This is a genomic window from Thioalkalivibrio sp. AKL10 (assembly GCF_000381845.1).
GTDB classification, from domain to species: domain Bacteria; phylum Pseudomonadota; class Gammaproteobacteria; order Ectothiorhodospirales; family Ectothiorhodospiraceae; genus Thioalkalivibrio; species Thioalkalivibrio versutus.
The window spans coordinates 367934-384694 of record NZ_KB907144.1 but is presented as its reverse complement, the minus strand read 5'-3'; the positions used below and the strand labels follow the sequence as shown (position 1 = coordinate 384694).

Genomic DNA, 16761 nt, shown 5'->3' with positions numbered 1-16761 from the left:
CTCCGAACTCGTCTGGCGCAACCACGACGTACACGAAGGCACGAAGAAGGGCCGGAAAAGCGATTCACAGGGCATTGGGAGGTTGGGAGAAATCCCGACTGGAATTCGCTGACTCGCACGGATCGTCCCGGGGCGCCACCGAACACGCGCATTTCCAATGCCTTTCTTCGTCCAGGCGTCCCCTTCCCGTTAATCGCTTGGTAACCCTGGGTGTTCTTCGTGCGCTTCGTCGAGGAAAAGTTACCCGCGCGCGCGGTTCTGGGCGGGGATCTCGGCGGCGAGGGCGTGCCAGGCCTGCAGGCGTGCGGCGGGGAGTTCGCCGGCCTCGATCGCGGCCAGTACCGCACAACCGGGCTCGCTCTGGTGGCGGCAGTCACGGAAGCGGCATTGATCACCGCGCTCAGCGATGTCCGGGAAGCCGCGCTCCAGGGTGTCCAGGGACGGGATTTCGGGCGTGAAATCGCGCACGCCGGGCGAGTCAATCCAGGCGCCGCCGTTGGCCAGTGGAAACCACTGGGCGGTGACCGTGGTGTGGCGTCCCTCGCCGGAGGCGGCCAGGTCGCCCGTGGTTGGCGCGATCGCGTCGACGATCCCGTACTGCTCGAGCAGCGCGGCGACCAGCGAGGACTTTCCGACACCGGACTGCCCGACCAGGATGTTGGTCTGGCCGGCCGCAGCCGCCGCCAGGTCGTCCAGTCCGAACCCGCTTTTGGCGCTGACGAATAGCGGATCCAGGTCCAGCTGGCGGTAGGCGTCCAGCCACTCGGGCCGGGCCGCGGGCCCCTCGTCCTGCTTGTTGATCAGCAGGCGGGGGCGGGCAGGCAGGTTGAGGATTGCCACCAGAAAGCGGTCGATCAGGTTGCGCGAGGGTGCCGGTTCCGGCGCGATCACAATCCACACGCAGTCGATATTGGCCGCGATGACCTTGCGCCGGCCGAAGCCGTCGCGGCGCACGAGCACGTTGTTGCGATCCAGCTGGCGGGCCACCTCGTCGCCGGTGGCATCCAGCTCGACCAGGTCGCCGCAGGCGAGGTCGCGGAAGCGGCGGTGCAGGCGTAACCGACGCGGGGCCGCGCCGGGCCCCGCGATGTCGGCCATCTGGTTGTGGCGGGCGAAGACCCGGGCGATCTGCGTCAAGCTCGTACTCGGCTGTGGCGGCTAGGGGAACACTGATTAATGTACACGTTCGCGCTCGAGTCGCTTTTGCGTGCGAACAAGGCGCGGTGACTGCCGTGCAGCGTTCTGCACAAGGGAGCCGCAACGCCGTGCGCGCGCAAAAGTGGCCGAGCCCCTTCATTCGATAGCTTGTGGGGTTGGTTCCCCAGGTTCCCCGATCCTGCGTTGCGCCCCTTGCCGGTAGAACCACTACCGGCTGCGGACCGCGCCTTGTCTCGGAAAACCTGGGGGACCAACGCGAACGTGTACATTGATCAGTGTTCCCCTAGGGTTAGTCGAACAGGGCATCGACGCGCGCGGCACAGATAAAGTCATTCTCGCTCAGCCCGCCGATGGCATGGGTCGAGAACTCCACCGCACAGCGGTTGAAGCCGACCGCCATGTCGGGGTGATGATCCTCGCCATGCGCGATCCAGGCGACGGCGTTCACGAACGCCATGGTCTCGTGGAAGTTCTTGAACTTGAAGCTGCGCTGGATACTCTTGCCGGTTTCGTCGATACCCCAGGCATCGTGCAGCTGTCCCAGGGCGCGCTGGGCATCGTCCCGTGGCATCGGGTTGGTAAAGCCTTCGCAGGACTGGCAGTGCTTGGTCTTCAGATCAGTCATCGAACTGGTAGTACTCCGCGTTGAGGTAGGCGACCACGGCATTGACCTCGTCGTCGAACCAGTTGGTGCCGAGATTCACGTTGCAGTTGTTAACCTGGGCCACCAGTTCGTCGTGCGAGCCGACCATGCGGTTTGATCGCGTGTAGAGGTCGGAGCCATCGCCTCCGACCATGTCGGCGTGACAGCTGATGCAGTTGTCGCTGTGCAGCTCCTGTCCCATGCGGATGTCATCCGCCAGCGCGATGTTCGCGCCGCCAAGGCTCAGGGCCAGCGCGGCAGTGCCGGCGGCAATACGTGCGTTGGTATGTCGCATTGTTCCCTCCTGATCACGGGGGTTGGAGTCCGGGGCCACAGGCCCCGCAACCATGATGATAGACTCCTGCGGCATATGAAAGGGCCGTGGTCGTCACACGACGGCCTCCCCGCGAAGGAGTACGCGACATGGCCGTGAATGCCGAAAACCTGATCTGGATCGATCTCGAGATGACCGGTCTGGAGCCGCAAACCGACCGGATCCTGGAGGTGGCGACCATCGTCACCGACAAGGACCTTAACATCCTGGCCGAAGGGCCAGTCATCGCCCTGTACCAGCCGGCCGAGGTGCTGGAGGGGATGGACGAATGGAACCAGCGCACCCATGGAACATCGGGGCTGATCGAACGGGTGCGCAACAGCTCGTCGGACACCCGCGATGCGGAGCAGGCGACCCTGGAGTTCCTGGCGCAGTATGTGCCGAAGGGGGCCTCGCCGATGTGTGGCAATTCCATCTGCCAGGACCGGCGCTTCATGGCGCGCCTGATGCCGGAGTTGGAGCAGTACTTCCACTACCGCAATCTGGATGTCTCCACCTTGAAGGAGCTGGCGCGGCGCTGGGCGCCGGACGTGATCGCGCAGTTGCGCAAGAACGCGTCGCACCAGGCCATGCAGGATATCCGCGATTCCATCGACGAACTGCGCCTGTACCGCGAACGCTTCATCCAGATGCCGCTGGCGTCGCAGAACTAGCCTCCCGTCCTTCCAGACCCCATGGCGCACTTGGGGTGTGTGTGCTGTGCTCGCCCTGGCTGGGTCCCGTTCGACATCTGGTGTTTCTGGTGGCCTCTGTGCCGCGCCGATCCCAGAAGGCTGGTCCCGGTTCATCGTCTGGTGTTTACGGTGGCGTCGGTCCGCCGCCTGCCACGCGCTCTCTCGCGAGCGCACCGCGGGGTACTTCTTTGCTCGTGCAAAGAAGTACCTGTCAGGTCTCGGCTGGTTATAAACGCGTTTTCGAAAGCAGTCGGGGTGGGTTTGCTGCCACGCCTTGAGGGCCGCTACGGGCGTTCGGTGACCCAGGGCCTTTTGCTGGATGGCGTGGTTGTACAAGTACAGGTAATGGTACAGGGCGTCCTGCATCTGCTCGCTGGAGTCGATGTGGTACGTGCGCAGGAGATCGGCAATGCGCCCGTTGAAGCGCTCGACCATCCCGTTCGTCTGGGGCTTTCTGGGCTGGGTCAGGCGGTGTTGGATGCCGTGTTCGGCGCACAGCCGGTCGAATGGGTGACGGCCGGTCGGCTGGCGCTCTCCGGTGACCACAAAACGGTCGGTAAACTCCTTGCCGTTGTCGGTCAGTACATGCGTGACGTAGAACGGTGCCCGTTCGAGCAGCCGTTTCAGAAAGTCTCGCGCTGCCGCCCCGGACTTGGATGAACGAACTTCGAGATAGACCCAGCGAGTCGCCCGATCGATCGCCACGAACAGATAGCGACGCGAGGACTCTTCAGCCAGCTTCGGCAGGTACTTCACATCCACATGCACAAAGCCCGGGACGTACGCCTTGAAGGCCTTGCGGGGTGGCGCCGGCTCCCCCTCGGCCTGCTGCCGCAGCGCCTTCAGGCTGGCCACGCCGTGGCGGCGCAGGCAGCGGTCCAGGGCGGCGCGGCTCAGGTCCGGCTGCACGAACTCGCGGGCCACGACCAGCAGATCATCCAGCGACAGCCACAGCCACTCGCGTACCGCGATGAGGATGGCTTCCTCTCCGGGCGTCAGGGCCGTCTTCATCTGGTGCGGGCGGTGAGACCGGTCCTGGGTGTCTTCCCGGTGGCGCCACTTCATCACCGTATGGCGACTGATGCCCAGGCGGCGTGCCAGGTCCCGGTGACGGACCGACGGCGGTGCTTGCTGGATCTCGCGCCGGGTCCGCGGGGTGGTACGGGCGTTCACGTGAATCGCACTGGACATCGAATCACCTCCGGTGGGGCTCTGCCAACAGGGTAGCTAGCCACTCCCGAGCTCGAAACAGCGGCTCCTTCTCCGACGGTAGGTAACCACCTGAGACCTGACAAGTACCCAAGAAACACGCCCGACTGCCGCGACCCCGGCCCGCTGCGCGGGCCGGGGTTTCCCTCGCTCCGAGGCTTTTCGCGGGCGGCGCTGAACTCGCTGTGCCTTCGGCTCCGCTCAGACATCCAGCGCCCCGTGTCAATTTAGAATCGTCCCGCGAAAACCCTCTCCACTCGGCGCGACGACAACGGGGAGGTAGGTCCAAACAACGGCTATCCCAACGTTACTACCAGTGGATGATGGCTAGTTGTTCGTACATCTTCGGCACGCTCGGCCTGTGGCCGTTGCGTGCCGCGCCCGCGCGGCGGGCGCCGGGGCTTTCCGGCGGCGATGCTTATGGTTAGGCGGAAGCGCGGGATACGGTCGGTTTTGACCTTCTCCTCCCGTATGGAGCCCCTCGCGGAGGGCGTGATGGGCCGGGAGAAGGCGCTGGATGTCTGAGCGAAGCCGGCAGGCGTAGCGAGTTCAGCGCCGCCGGCCCAGCGCGTCCGGGGCGAGGTTCCCGGGCGGAATCCGGGTGTCCTTCTTTGGGTCCTTTCTTGGACAAGCAAGAAAGGACCTCGCGGCGCGCTGGCGAGTCAGCGCCGGGCAGTATGCGGACCGAAAGCACGTAAACACCCAGCGATGAACTGGGACCAGCCACAACAAGGCAGGTGGCGGACCGGGGCACCGTAAACTCCGCAGGATGAACCAGGCCCGGCCCCAGGCGGTGAACGGCGCGCAGTAATCGCCGGGATCGCAACGCGAAAGCCGCGGGCTAGTCCAGGCGCAGGGAGTAGTCGATGGCGTGGAGGTGCTTGGTCAGCGCGCCAACCGAGATGTAGTCCACGCCGGTGGCGGCGATGGCCGCAAGGGTATCCGGTGTGACCCCGCCGGAGGCCTCGGAGATTGCGCGGCCGCGAATGCGCTGCACGGCCGTGGCCAGATCTGCCATCGACAGCTCGTCGAGCATGATCACGTCGGCCCCGGCGGCCAGGGCCTGATCGACCTCGTCGAGGGTCTCGGTCTCGACCTCTACCCAGCGCCCGGCGCCCAGGGTGCGGGCCCGTTCCACTGCGGCCGCGATGGAGCCGCAGGCGGCGATGTGGTTTTCCTTGATCAGCACGGCATCCCACAGGGCGAGGCGATGGTTGTGGCCGCCGCCGCAGCGCACGGCGTACTTCTGCCCGTGGCGCAGGCCCGGGAGGGTCTTGCGGGTATCGAGGATGCGGCTGTCGGTGCCCTCCAGGCGGGCGACCCAGCGGGCGGTCTCGGTGGCCGTTCCGGAGAGGGTCTGGAGCAGGTTGAGGGCCGCGCGTTCGGCCGCCAGAACGGCCCGTGCGGGGCCTTCCAGGGTGGCGATCACGCGCGGTTCGTCGTCCACTTCCACGTGGGTGCCTTCGGCCACCTGCCAGTCGATCCGGGTCTCCGGCGCGAGGCTGGCGAACACGCGGTCGAACCAGGGCTGGCCACAAACGATCGCGCTTTCCTTCAATAGCAGCGTCGCGCGCGCCACCCGTTCAGCCGGGACCAGGGCGGCGGTCAGGTCGCCGTCGACACCATCGGGGCCCAGATCCTCCGCGAGGGCGCCTTCGACCTCGCGCACCAGCATGGCCGCGTCCGGACGTGCGGGGCCCTGTGCGAACGGGTCGGCTGGACCGCCCGCAAAGCTGTGCTCATCCCTCATGGCGATCCGGCATCGGGCGATGCGCCACGTAGTCGTCGCGCAGCTTCTTGACCAGGCCGGCCAGCAGAATCAGCGCGATCAGGTTGGGTGCGGCCATCAGGATGTTGGCGATGTCGGAGAAGTTCCAGACCACGCCCAGCGGGATGGTCGCGCCGATCACGATGAGGATGACGAACACGACGCGGTAGGGCATCACCGCGCGTTCGCCGAACAGGAAGTAGGCCGAGCGGTCGCCGTAGTAGGACCAGGCGATCATGGTGGAGAAGGCGAACAGCATCAGGCTGATGCCGACCACCATGGCGCCGAACGGGCCCAGCGTGGAGCTGAAGGCGGTGGCCGTCAGCGAGGCCCCGACCACGTCGTCGGCGCGGTCAATGTAGGCCCCGGTGACGACGATGGCCAGGCCGGTCAGGGTGCAGACCACGATGGTGTCGATGAACGGCTCGAGCATGGCCACCGAGCCCTCGCGCGGCGGGTCGCCGTTCTTGGCCGCGGCGTGCGCCATGGCCGAGGAGCCCAGGCCCGCCTCGTTGGAGAACATGCCGCGCGCAACGCCGTACTGGATGGCGAGGCCGATGGCACCGCCGCCGGCGGCCCAGGGGTTGAGCGCGAGATTCAGGATGGTGCCGATCGCGGCCGGGACGGCCTCGATGTTGGCGGCGATCACCACGAAGGCGCCCAGCATGTAGATCACGGCCATGAACGGGACGATGGTCGAGGCGATCATGGCGATGCGCTTCACACCGCCGATGATCACCAGCGCCACCAGCACGGCCATGGTCAGGCCGATGATCAGGGCCATCCAGCCCATGATGTCGTCGTCGGCGCGCAGATCCGGCACGATGAAGGTCAGGCCGTCGACCACCGAGTTGGCCTGCACCATGTTGCCGATGCCGAACGAGGCGATCAGGGTGAAGACGGCGAACAGAATCGCCAGCCTCTTCATCTTGAGGCCGTGGAGCAGGGTGAACATTGGCCCGCCGGCGATGCTGCCGTCCGGGGCGATCTCGCGGTAGCGAACGGCCAGGGTGGTCTCGGCGAACTTGGTGGCCATGCCGAAGAAGGCCGTCACCCACATCCAGAACAGCGCCCCGGGGCCGCCCAACGCGATGGCCGTGGCCACACCGGCGATGTTCCCGGTACCGATGGTGCCGGACAGCGCGGTCGACAGCGCCTGGAACGGCGAGATCTGCCCGGTGCCGCCGCCGCGTCCATCTGACCCGCGCAGGGCGCGCCAGCCCTCGCGGAATGCGACGACCTGGACCAGCCCCAGGCGAATGGTGAGGTAGAGCCCGGTGCCCAGCAGCAGGATCAGGGTGAGCGGGTTGCCCCAAAGCAGGCCGGCGGTGTCGCCGAGGAACTGGTCGATGGTGTCGAGCATCGGTGGGTCCTTGTGGTCCGGAGCGGCTTTGGCTGAAAACTCTACCGCGCACAACGGGTGTTGACGATAGCTTTTGTCGAACCCGGCCATTGGGCGCGTCTGTGGAACGCCGCGATGGACCCTGTTTCAATGGCGGCTTCGACTCTCAAGGACGACGCATGACCGAACCCTCTCCCGCCGTTTCCGAGCCGGATCACGGCAAACCGGTGCCCCGGATCTTCCTCGTCGGATCGCTGATCGCGCTGGCGGTCTTCATCTGGCTGGTCAGTCTGCTGTGGCCGATGCTGGAAGAACGCATTGCCGATCTGAGCACCCTGCAGATCGGCTTGCTGGCGAGTTTCGTCGCCGGTCTGATGACCGCGGTGGGGGCGATCCCGATCTTCTTCCTGCGCCGCATCAGCCAGTCGGTCGAGGATGCAATGATGGGTTTCGGCGCCGGGGTGATGCTGTCGGCCACGGCCTTCGAGCTGGTGCTGCCCTCGGTGGAGCAGGCGGAAGCGCAGTACGGCGGCGTGGGCATGGCCATTGTCGTACTGGCGGTGGGGATCGGGCTGGGTGGCGGTGCATTGCTGGCGCTGCACAAGTTGGTGCCGCACGAGCATTTCTTCATCGGGCCGCAAAGCGGGGCCGACCCGCAGAAGATCCGCCGCGTCTGGTTGTTCATCTTTGCAATCGCACTGCACAACCTGCCGGAAGGCCTGGCGGTGGGGGTCGGCTTCGGCGGCGATGACGTGAGCGACGGGATCGCGCTGGCCATCGGGATCGGGCTGCAGAATATGCCCGAGGGGCTGGTGGTCGCCATCGCCCTGCTGTCGCTGGGCTACAGCAAGTGGGCGGCATTCGGGGTGACGTTGCTGACGGGCCTGGTGCAGCCGATCGGCGGCCTGATCGGGGCCGGAGCGATCACGCTGATGGAGTTCCTGCTGCCCTGGGGGCTGGCGTTCGCGGCCGGGGCGATGCTGTTCGTGATCAGTCACGAGATCATCCCCGAGTCGCACCGCAAGGGCCACGAGGCCCAGGCCACGGTGGGGGTGCTGGTCGGCTTCGTCGTCCTGCTTGCGATCGACATGGCGTTGTAGGGCGCGCCCAGAGTGTCGCCCGCGCAGAGTGTCGCCACTGGCACCGTCATTGCGAGGAGCGCAGCGACGCGGCACAAAAGCGCGCAGCGCGTTGAACGGCCGCAGGCCGGCCCGAAGGGCGAGCGCAGCGAGTAACCTCCGTCCGAAACCACCGGATGCTGATCGTGACGCACTGCCAGCTTTCGGAGGTTGCTTCGTCGCCTTCGGCTCCTCGCAATGACGGTGTTTTTTGGATGCATGCGGGGGCAGGTGACGGGGCAGGCCGCGGCGCCGGAATAGTGGCGCGGCCCGTCCGGGCTTTCGCAGCGAGGGTATTTTGGTCTACAATTACTTTCGTCTGTGGGCGCTCGACAATGCCCGCACACCGTTCTGGAAGAGATCTGCGATCGCCAGTCGATTGGCAGACGCCGAAGGCGCAACATCCGCCCGGAATCGCTCAGGCTACAGGACCGGAACGGTGCAGGAGACACACTCTGGAGAGCGGCCGGAAACGGCCCACCGAAGGGGGCGGTCACGCAGTCCGACAACGGGCTGACGCGACGCAAACTCTCAGGTTTCAGGACAGAGGGGCGGCTGGCAGATTCATTCTGCCGGCCGCCCCTTTTTTTATGCCCGGAGCGCGGCGGCCGGGCCTCGCGGTTCTACCGGCGGATGCCGGCGAGCCGACCACGACACGCAAGCAAGGCGAGAACTAGATGACGACGTTGAAGACAACTCCGCTCCATGCCGCGCATCAGCGCGCGGGGGCCAAGCTGGTCGATTTCGCCGGTTGGGAGATGCCGCTGCATTACGGCTCCCAGATGGAGGAGCACAAGCGGGTGCGCGAATCCGCCGGCATGTTCGATGTCTCGCACATGCAGGTCGTGGATATCCACGGCCCGCAGGCCCAGGCCTTCCTGCGCTATCTGCTGGCCAACGACGTGGCCAAGCTGAAGACCGAGGGTCGCGCGCTGTACAGCTGCATGCTGAACGAGGCCGGCGGCGTGATCGACGACCTGATCATCTACTGGACCGGTGGCGATACCTACCGCGCGGTGGTCAATGCCGCGACGGCCGAGGGCGACATCGCTCACATGCAGGCGGTCGCGAAGGACTTCGACGTGAACGTGGAGCCGCGCCCGGAGTTCGCCCTGATTGCGATTCAGGGCCCGCAGGCGGTAGAGAAGACCCTGCCGCTGTTGCCGGCCGATTTGCGCAATGCGGGGGATCTCAAGCCGTTTTCCGCGGTCTGGAATGACAAGTGGTTTGTCGCCCGCACGGGCTACACCGGCGAAGACGGCTTCGAGGTGATGCTGCCGGCTGAGGAGGCTGACGGTCTCTGGGAACAGCTGAAGGATGCCGGCGTGCACCCCATCGGCCTCGGCGCGCGCGACACCCTGCGCCTGGAGGCTGGCATGAATCTCTACGGCACGGACATGGACGACCAGACCAATCCGCTGACCGCCAACCTGGGCTGGACCATCGCGCTGAAGGATGCCGAGCGGGACTTCATCGGCCGCGCGCCGATCGAGCAGTCGAAGGCCGAGGGCGTGAAGGAACGCATGGTGGGGCTGGTGCTGGATGGTCGCGGGGTGCTGCGTGGCGGCACCCGCATCGAAACCGAGGCCGGCGACGGCGTGGTCACCTCCGGCAGTTTCGCGCCCAGTCTGGGCGTGTCGGTCGCGTTCGCGCGTATCCCGGCCGGGGTCGAGGCCGAGCAGCTGCACGCGGACATCCGCGGCCGCAAGCTGCCGGTGCGCGTGGTCAAGCCGGTGTTCGTCCGCAACGGCGAGCCGCAGATCGATCTGCCGAAAAACTGAAGCGAGGATTGCCTCATCCCGCGTGCACCGGACTACACTGCGCAGGCGGGATCTAACAAGCAAAAGGAAGATGTCATGAGCGAAGCACCGAAGGATCTGAAGTACACCAAAAGCCACGAGTGGGTGCGCAGCGAGGCCGACGGCAGCGTGACCGTGGGTATCACCGATCACGCGCAGGAACTGCTGGGCGATCTGGTGTTTGTCGAGGCCCCGGAAGCGGGTAGCACCATCGAGGCCGGCACGGCCTGCGCCACGGTGGAGTCGGTCAAGGCCGCCTCGGATATCTATGCGCCGATCTCCGGCGAGGTGACCGCGGTCAACGAGGACCTGGCCGACAGCCCCGAGAAGGTCAACGAGTCGCCCTTCGAGGATGGCTGGCTGTTCAAGGTGGAGCCCTCCGATGCCGGCCAGCTGGATGCACTGATGGATGCGGATGCCTATGCCGCGCACGTCGAGGCGGAATCCTGAGCGTAGCCGCGTATCACCGGTCCCGGCCGCGTCCGGCCGGGACCCAACCGAACTTCGCCGCAATCGGCGAAAGCGAGACCTGACATGCCGTTTATCCCGCATACCGAAGAAGACATCCGTGCCATGCTCGACAGCATTGGCGCCGAATCCGTCGAGGACCTGTTCGACGAGATTCCCGCCGACCTGCGTGCGCCGCCACTCACGGGGATCCCCGAGGGCGAGAGCGAAATGGGCATCACCCGCCTGATGCAGGAGCGGGCTGCGAAGGACGGCATGCCATCGAATTTCATCGGGGCCGGTGCCTACGAGCACCACATCCCGGCCGCCGTGTGGCAGATCGCTACGCGCGGCGAGTTCTACAGCGCCTACACGCCGTACCAGGCGGAGGCCAGCCAGGGCACGCTGCAGCTGATCTACGAATACCAGACGATGATCAGCCGCCTGACCGGGATGGAGGTCTCCAACGCCTCCCTGTATGACGGGGCCTCCGCCCTGGCCGAGGCCGTGCTGATGGCGGTGCGCGTGAATCGCCGCTCCAAGGCCAAGCGGGTGCTGCTGCCGGGGGCGCTGCACCCGGACTATCGGAAGGTGGTGAAGACGCTGATCGGCAACCAGGGCATCGAACTGGTCGAACTGCCGTTCGACGAAACCACCGGCCAGACCCCGGTGGAGGTGCTGGCGCCGTATGCGGACGACGACGTCACCGCCATGGTGATCAGCCAGCCCAACTTCTTCGGCATCCTGGAGGACGTGGATGCCCTGACCGGGTGGGCCGAGGAACGCGGCATCCCGGTTATCGCCGTGGTGAACCCGGTCTCGCTGGCGCTGCTGAAGCCGCCGGGCGAGTGGGGCGCCAATGGCGTGGACATCGTGGTCGGCGAGGGCCAGCCGCTGGGTGCGCCGCTGTCGTCCGGCGGGCCGTACTACGGCTTCATGACCACGCTGAAAAAGCATATCCGGCAGATGCCGGGGCGCATTGTCGGCCGTGCCGAGGACGCCGACGGCAAGCCCGGTTTCGTGCTGACCCTGCAGGCGCGCGAACAGCATATCCGCCGCTCCAAGGCGACCTCGAACATCTGCACCAACCAGGGACTGGTGGTGACGGCGTCGACGATCCATATGTCGCTGCTGGGTGACGAGGGCCTGACCCGCGTGGCCGAGGCCTGCTACGCCAACACCCATGCGCTGGTGGAAAAACTGGCCGCCAAGGGCATCAAGCCGCGCTTTACCGGCGAGTACTTCCACGAAGTCGCGCTGGACTTCGGCGGCGATGCCGCGACCCGCGTGCAGACCATGGCCGATGCCGGCGTGCTGGCGGGCCTCGAGCTGAGCCGGGACTATCCGCAGCTGGATGGCTGCGTGCTCGCCTGCGCCACCGAGACCAAGACCGAATCCGACCTGGAGCAGTACGTGACCACTTGGGAGCAGGCCGCCTGAGGCGGTTATCGGCTTCCCACGGTCAACGACACCAAGCGCCATACACATCAAGCCGGGAGGCAACCATGGCCGAAATCAAGCTGCAAGGTAATCCGATCAACACCAACGGCGATCTGCCGCACGTGGGCTCGCCGGCCCCGGACTTCAAGCTGACCAACAAGGATCTGCAGGATGTCTCGCTGGCCGACTTCGGCGACAAGCGCAAGCTGATCTCCATCGTGCCCAGCCTGGATACCCCGGTCTGCGCCGACTCCACCAAGAAGTTCAACGAGATGGTCGCCAGCCGTCCGGATCTCGAGATCCTGATCGTCTCCGCCGACCTGCCGTTCGCGATGAGCCGCTTCTGCGCTGCCGAGAACCTGGAACGCGTGACCGTGCTGTCGATGATGCGTGATCGCGATTTCGCCAAGGACTACGGCGTGCTGATCCAGGACGGCCCGCTGGCCGGGATCACCGCGCGCGGTGTGGTCGTGCTGGATACCGACAACCTGGTGATGCACGCCCAGCTGGTCTCCGAGATCGGCGACGAGCCGGATTACGACGCCGCGTTCGCGGCCCTGGATGATCGGGCCAACCTGAGCCCGACCCAGTAATCGGCCGGACTCCCTCCGTGCCGCCGGTGGCCGGGCCTGTGCCCGGTCGCCGTCACCCGAATACGCAAGCGAGAAACCGCTATGAGCACCACTGAAGCCAATCTGATCTTCGAACGTTCCCGCGCCGGCCGCTCGGCCGTGGCCCAGGCGCCGCGCGACCACGCCGCGACCCGCATCCCGGCGAACCTGCAGCGCAAGTCCGCCCCGGGTCTGCCGGCGGCCTCGGAACTGGACGTGGTGCGGCACTACACGCGGTTGTCGCAGAAGAACTTCTCCATCGACACCGAGTTCTACCCACTGGGCTCGTGCACGATGAAGTACAACCCGCGCGCCTGTAACAGCCTGGCGATGCTTCCGGGGTTCCTGAACCGGCATCCGCTTGCTCCGGCCAGCCACAGCCAGGGCTTCCTGCAGACGATGTTCGAGCTGCAGGAGATGCTGAAGGAAGTGACCGGCATGAAGGCCGTGTCGCTGGCGCCGATGGCGGGTGCCCAGGGCGAGTACACCGGTGTGGCCATGATCCGCGCCTACCACGATTCCCGCGGCGATACCGAGCGCCGCGAGATCATCGTGCCGGATGCCGCCCACGGTACCAACCCGGCGACCGCGATCATGTGTGGCTACGAGGTGCGCGAGATCCCCACCGACGATACCGGTGACGTGGATATCGAGGCCCTGAAGGCCGCCGTGGGTCCGCACACCGCCGGGATCATGCTGACCAATCCGTCCACCGTGGGCGTGTTCGAACGGCGCATCAAGCAGATTGCCGGCATCGTGCACGAGGCCGGCGGCTTGCTGTACTACGACGGCGCCAACCTGAACGCGATCCTCGGCAAGGTGCGCCCGGGCGACATGGGCTTCGACGTGATCCACATGAACCTGCACAAGACCTTCTCCACGCCGCATGGTGGCGGTGGACCGGGTTCCGGTGCCGTGGGCGTGGCCGAACGGCTGTTGCCGTTCATGCCGATCCCGCACGTGGTCGAGGCGGAGCAGGGCGGCTACCGCTTTGCCGAGGAGTCCGATCGTCCGCAGAGCATCGGGCGCCTGTCCGCGTTTGCCGGGAACGCCGGTGTGCTCCTGCGGGCCTATATCTACATGCGCATGCTGGGGCGCGAGGGCATGGTGCGGGTCTCCGAATTCTCGACCCTGAATGCCAACTACCTGGCGCGCGAACTGGCCGCAGCCGGGTTCGACCTGGCCTATCCCAAGCGCCGTGCCACCCACGAGTTCATCGTGACCATGAAGAAGCAGGCCAAGGAACGTGGACTGACTGCGGGCGATGTGGCCAAGCGCCTGCTCGACCACGGCTACCATGCGCCGACCACCTACTTCCCGCTGCTGGTGCCGGAGTGCCTGCTGGTGGAGCCGACCGAGACCGAGTCGAAAGAGACCCTGGACGGCTTTGTCGAGGCGATGGCCTGCATCCTGGCCGAGTCGGAGAACGACATGGAAACGATCAAGAGCGCGCCACACACGCTACCGAACCGGCGCTTCAACGAAGTGGCCGCCGCCAAGGCGCTGGATGTCGTGTTCCAGCCCGCCGAGGACGGGGACGCCAGCGCGCCGCGCACCGGTACGCACGGCTGACGGGATTCCCGGGGGCCGGCCCCGGGCTTCCTGGTTCGTTCGGAAACGCCCCCGCTTGTCGGGGGCGTTTCCGTTTTGCAGGGCAGTAAACGCCTTTTTGTGGGGTCAAGCGGAAACCAGACTCGTCATCTGGTAGTTTTCTGGATTCAGTCTATCAATCCACTGCCAGGTCCGAGGGCAGAAGACACGCCGGGCGTGTCTTTCACGAAGTCTCCGAAAAGAGAGACACAGACGGGCAAGGAACCCGATGAGCGAGATTTGTGCCATCCACGGCTATGCGGCGCTGTTCGAGCATGCGCCGGTGGGGCTGGCCGAGATGGATACCGAGGGGCGCATCCTGCGCGCCAATCCCCACCTGGGCGCCTTGCTGGCCTGCGATCCGGCGGATCTGACCGACGCGATCCTGCAAGACTACGTGTGCCCGGACGACCGTGAGCGTTGCGCGGCGCGGCGTCACGCCCTGCTGACCGGGGATTGCAGCACCAGCAGCTTCGAGGCGCGTCTGCTGGATGCCACCGGCCAGACGCGCTGGGTGGAAATGACCACGAGCCGAATCCCGGCCACCGAGGACTGTCCCGAGGCCCTGCTCGTGGCGGTCGCCGATATCGCCGTGCGCAAGGAGACGGAGCAGCGTACCGAGACCCTGCTGCGTGCCAGTCCCGCGGTGATCTACACCATGGACCCGTCGGACTTCGGCACCATGACCTGGCTCAGCCGCAACGTGCAGGCGGTCACTGGCTGGGCACCGGAACAGATCACGACCCAGCCGGACTGGCTGCGGACCCATCTGGCTCCCGAGGATTTTCGTCGCTCTGTCGACCAGGTGAAGCGCTGGCTGGCCGAGGGCGCGCGCGGATTCTGTCGTCTGAGCTATCGCCAGCGCATGCCCAGCGGGCACTGGCAATGGCTGGAGGATCAGGTTACCGCGATCCGCGACGGTCAGGGCGCGGTCGTCGAACTGGTGGGTGCCTTCCAGGACGTGGGGGCGCGGGTGGAGACCGAGCGCCATCTGGAAAAGATTGCGCACAACATGCCCGGGGTGATCTACCAGTACCGCCAGCACCCGGATGGCCGGGCGTCGTTCCCGTATGCCAGTGAGGGCATGGTCGATGTGTACGGCGTGACGCCCGAGGCCGTAATGCTCGATGCCCGCCGCGTCTTCGACGTGATCCACCCGGATGATGTTGATCGGGTCGCCGCCAGTATCGAGGCCTCCATGCGCTGCCTGGAATCGTGGCGTCAGCGCTATCGCGTGCGCCACCCCGAGCGCGGCGAGATCTGGGTGGAAGGGCACGCCAGTCCCGAGGCACTGGAGGATGGCAGTGTGCTCTGGTTCGGGGTGATCCTGGACATCACCGAACGGGTGCAGGCCGAAGAGGTCCTGCATCTGCGCGAGCGCGAGTTGGCCGAGGCCCAGCGCATCGCGCATATCGGCAACTGGGTGTCGGACTTTGTCCGCAACGAGGTTCGCTGGTCGGACGAGGTCTTCCGGATTTTCGGGATGTCCCGCGGTGAATGGGGCGGGACGCACGAGGCCTTTATGCATGCGGCGCATCCGGACGATCGCGAACGGGTCCAGGCCGAGGTGGATGCCTCTCTGGGTGGGGACGGGGCGCTTGATATCGTGCACCGGGTTCTGCGCCCGGACGGCGAAGAGCGCGTGGTGCACGAACGCGGTTATGTAGAGTTCGATGCCGACGGACGCGTCCAGCGGATGATCGGCACGGTCCAGGACATCACCGAACGCCATCATCTGGAGCAGGAGCAGCGTCTGCTGGCGGCGACCTTCGACAGCAGTCAGGCCATCTTCATCACCGATGTCGAGGGTACGATCCAGCGCGTCAATGCGGCCTTTACCGAGCTCACGGGATTCACCGAGGAAGACGCGGTGGGCCAGAATCCGCGCATCATGAATTCGGGCCGTCAGGACCGCGGCTTTTATGAGGAGATGTTCCAGTCCGTGCGTGCAAACGGCCACTGGTCCGGCGAGGTGTGGAACCGGCGCAAGGATGGCCGGATCTTTCCGCTGCACGAGATCGTGACCGCGATCCGGGATGCCAGCGGTGTGATCGAGTACTACATCGCCATGTTCCACGACATCTCGCGGCAGAAGGAGCTGGAGGCTGCGCTGGAATATCAGGCCTTCTACGACACGCTGACCGATGCCGCCAATCGGGGCCATTTCGAGGCATTGCTGGAGCAGGAGGCCCGGCGGGCGGAGCGCTATGCGGACCCCTGTTCGCTGGTGATGCTGGACCTGGACCACTTCAAGCGGATCAACGACACCCATGGCCACGACATCGGCGACGAGGTCCTGCGCCGGGTGGTGGCGACGGCCGGCGAACGCCTGCGCCAGTCCGATGTGCTGGGTCGTTGGGGTGGCGAGGAATTCATGGTCATGCTGCCCAGTACCCGGGCCGAAGATGCCTGCCGCCTGGCCGAGGATCTGCGCCGGCAGGTGGCCGCGCTGGATCTGCCCCGGGTCGGGCGGGTGACCATCAGTCTGGGGGTGGCCGAGTGTCGTCGTGGCGAGGCGATCAAGGACTGGATCAAGCGCGCGGACGATGCGATGTACCGGGCCAAGCGCTCGGGGCGCAATCGGGTCGTATGGCAGGATTGACGGCCACGGCCAACCGGCTGAGGGAG

Annotated in this window: 13 protein-coding genes, 2 pseudogenes and 2 riboswitches; of the genes and pseudogenes, 9 read left to right on the top strand and 6 right to left on the bottom strand. The window is 66.0% G+C overall.

Annotated features, from left to right (window positions below):
- Positions 1 to 240 precede the first annotated feature (240 nt).
- The 3 genes from rsgA to G333_RS0110510 all read right to left on the bottom strand — a co-directional run bounded on the left by rsgA (position 241) and on the right by G333_RS0110510 (position 2096).
- Positions 241 to 1137 carry a ribosome small subunit-dependent GTPase A gene (rsgA, locus tag G333_RS0110520; RefSeq protein WP_019628437.1) on the bottom strand — a complete coding sequence of 299 codons (897 nt, stop codon included), beginning with the start codon at positions 1135 to 1137 and terminating at the stop codon, positions 241 to 243.
- Positions 1138 to 1447: 310 nt separating this feature from the next.
- A complete protein-coding gene (locus G333_RS0110515; protein WP_018169366.1) occupies positions 1448 to 1783 on the bottom strand; it encodes a 4a-hydroxytetrahydrobiopterin dehydratase in 336 nt (111 codons plus the stop codon).
- Entirely contained in the window at positions 1776 to 2096 is a 321-nt protein-coding gene (locus G333_RS0110510) for a cytochrome c (RefSeq protein ID WP_018169367.1), read from the bottom strand. Before G333_RS0110510 ends, G333_RS0110515 begins: the two co-directional genes overlap by 8 nt.
- Positions 2097 to 2224: 128 nt before the next feature.
- On the opposite strand from G333_RS0110510, the gene orn reads away from it, so the two are divergent.
- The gene (gene orn / locus G333_RS0110505; RefSeq protein WP_019628436.1) at positions 2225 to 2788 is read left to right on the top strand and encodes an oligoribonuclease; all 564 of its coding nucleotides are present in this window, start codon (positions 2225 to 2227) and stop codon (positions 2786 to 2788) included.
- A gap of 231 nt (positions 2789 to 3019) precedes the next feature.
- Here the strand turns inward: orn and G333_RS14865 are convergent.
- Positions 3020 to 4000: pseudogene (locus G333_RS14865) on the bottom strand (IS481 family transposase); the annotation flags it as partial.
- A gap of 338 nt (positions 4001 to 4338) precedes the next feature.
- On the opposite strand from G333_RS14865, the pseudogene G333_RS15395 reads away from it, so the two are divergent.
- Positions 4339 to 4543, top strand: a pseudogene (locus G333_RS15395) (hypothetical protein).
- A gap of 316 nt (positions 4544 to 4859) precedes the next feature.
- On the opposite strand, the gene nadC reads toward G333_RS15395, so the two are convergent.
- Together nadC and G333_RS0110480 are read right to left on the bottom strand one after the other, a co-directional pair.
- Positions 4860 to 5693, bottom strand: a complete 834-nt coding sequence (gene nadC / locus G333_RS0110485) for a carboxylating nicotinate-nucleotide diphosphorylase (protein WP_019628432.1) — start codon at positions 5691 to 5693, stop codon at positions 4860 to 4862.
- Between the two features lie 64 nt (positions 5694 to 5757).
- The gene (locus tag G333_RS0110480) at positions 5758 to 7149 is read right to left on the bottom strand and encodes a sodium:alanine symporter family protein (protein WP_019628431.1); all 1392 of its coding nucleotides are present in this window, start codon (positions 7147 to 7149) and stop codon (positions 5758 to 5760) included.
- Positions 7150 to 7307: 158 nt separating this feature from the next.
- On the opposite strand from G333_RS0110480, the gene G333_RS0110475 reads away from it, so the two are divergent.
- From G333_RS0110475 to G333_RS0110445, 7 genes are all read left to right on the top strand, one after another.
- Positions 7308 to 8228 (top strand): ZIP family metal transporter, encoded by a 921-nt coding sequence (locus tag G333_RS0110475; protein WP_018951160.1) that lies wholly within the window; start codon positions 7308 to 7310, stop codon positions 8226 to 8228.
- Between the two features lie 360 nt (positions 8229 to 8588).
- Positions 8589 to 8690, top strand: a riboswitch (glycine riboswitch).
- Between the two features lies 1 nt (position 8691).
- Positions 8692 to 8803: riboswitch (glycine riboswitch) on the top strand.
- A 120-nt stretch (positions 8804 to 8923) separates the two neighbouring features.
- Positions 8924 to 10027: a glycine cleavage system aminomethyltransferase GcvT gene (gcvT, locus tag G333_RS0110470; protein ID WP_018938445.1), complete on the top strand. Its 1104-nt coding sequence runs from the start codon at positions 8924 to 8926 to the stop codon at positions 10025 to 10027.
- A gap of 75 nt (positions 10028 to 10102) precedes the next feature.
- A complete protein-coding gene (gcvH, locus tag G333_RS0110465) occupies positions 10103 to 10495 on the top strand; it encodes a glycine cleavage system protein GcvH (RefSeq protein WP_018176402.1) in 393 nt (130 codons plus the stop codon).
- 84 nt (positions 10496 to 10579) lie between these two features.
- Positions 10580 to 11932, top strand: coding sequence for an aminomethyl-transferring glycine dehydrogenase subunit GcvPA (gene gcvPA / locus G333_RS0110460; RefSeq protein ID WP_018951162.1), 1353 nt, complete (start codon positions 10580 to 10582; stop codon positions 11930 to 11932).
- Positions 11933 to 11997: 65 nt separating this feature from the next.
- A complete protein-coding gene (gene tpx, locus G333_RS0110455; protein WP_018951163.1) occupies positions 11998 to 12525 on the top strand; it encodes a thiol peroxidase in 528 nt (175 codons plus the stop codon).
- A gap of 81 nt (positions 12526 to 12606) precedes the next feature.
- The gene (gene gcvPB, locus G333_RS0110450; protein ID WP_018951164.1) at positions 12607 to 14115 is read left to right on the top strand and encodes an aminomethyl-transferring glycine dehydrogenase subunit GcvPB; all 1509 of its coding nucleotides are present in this window, start codon (positions 12607 to 12609) and stop codon (positions 14113 to 14115) included.
- Positions 14116 to 14362: 247 nt separating this feature from the next.
- A complete protein-coding gene (locus G333_RS0110445; RefSeq protein ID WP_019568491.1) occupies positions 14363 to 16735 on the top strand; it encodes a PAS domain S-box protein in 2373 nt (790 codons plus the stop codon).
- Positions 16736 to 16761: the final 26 nt, after the last annotated feature.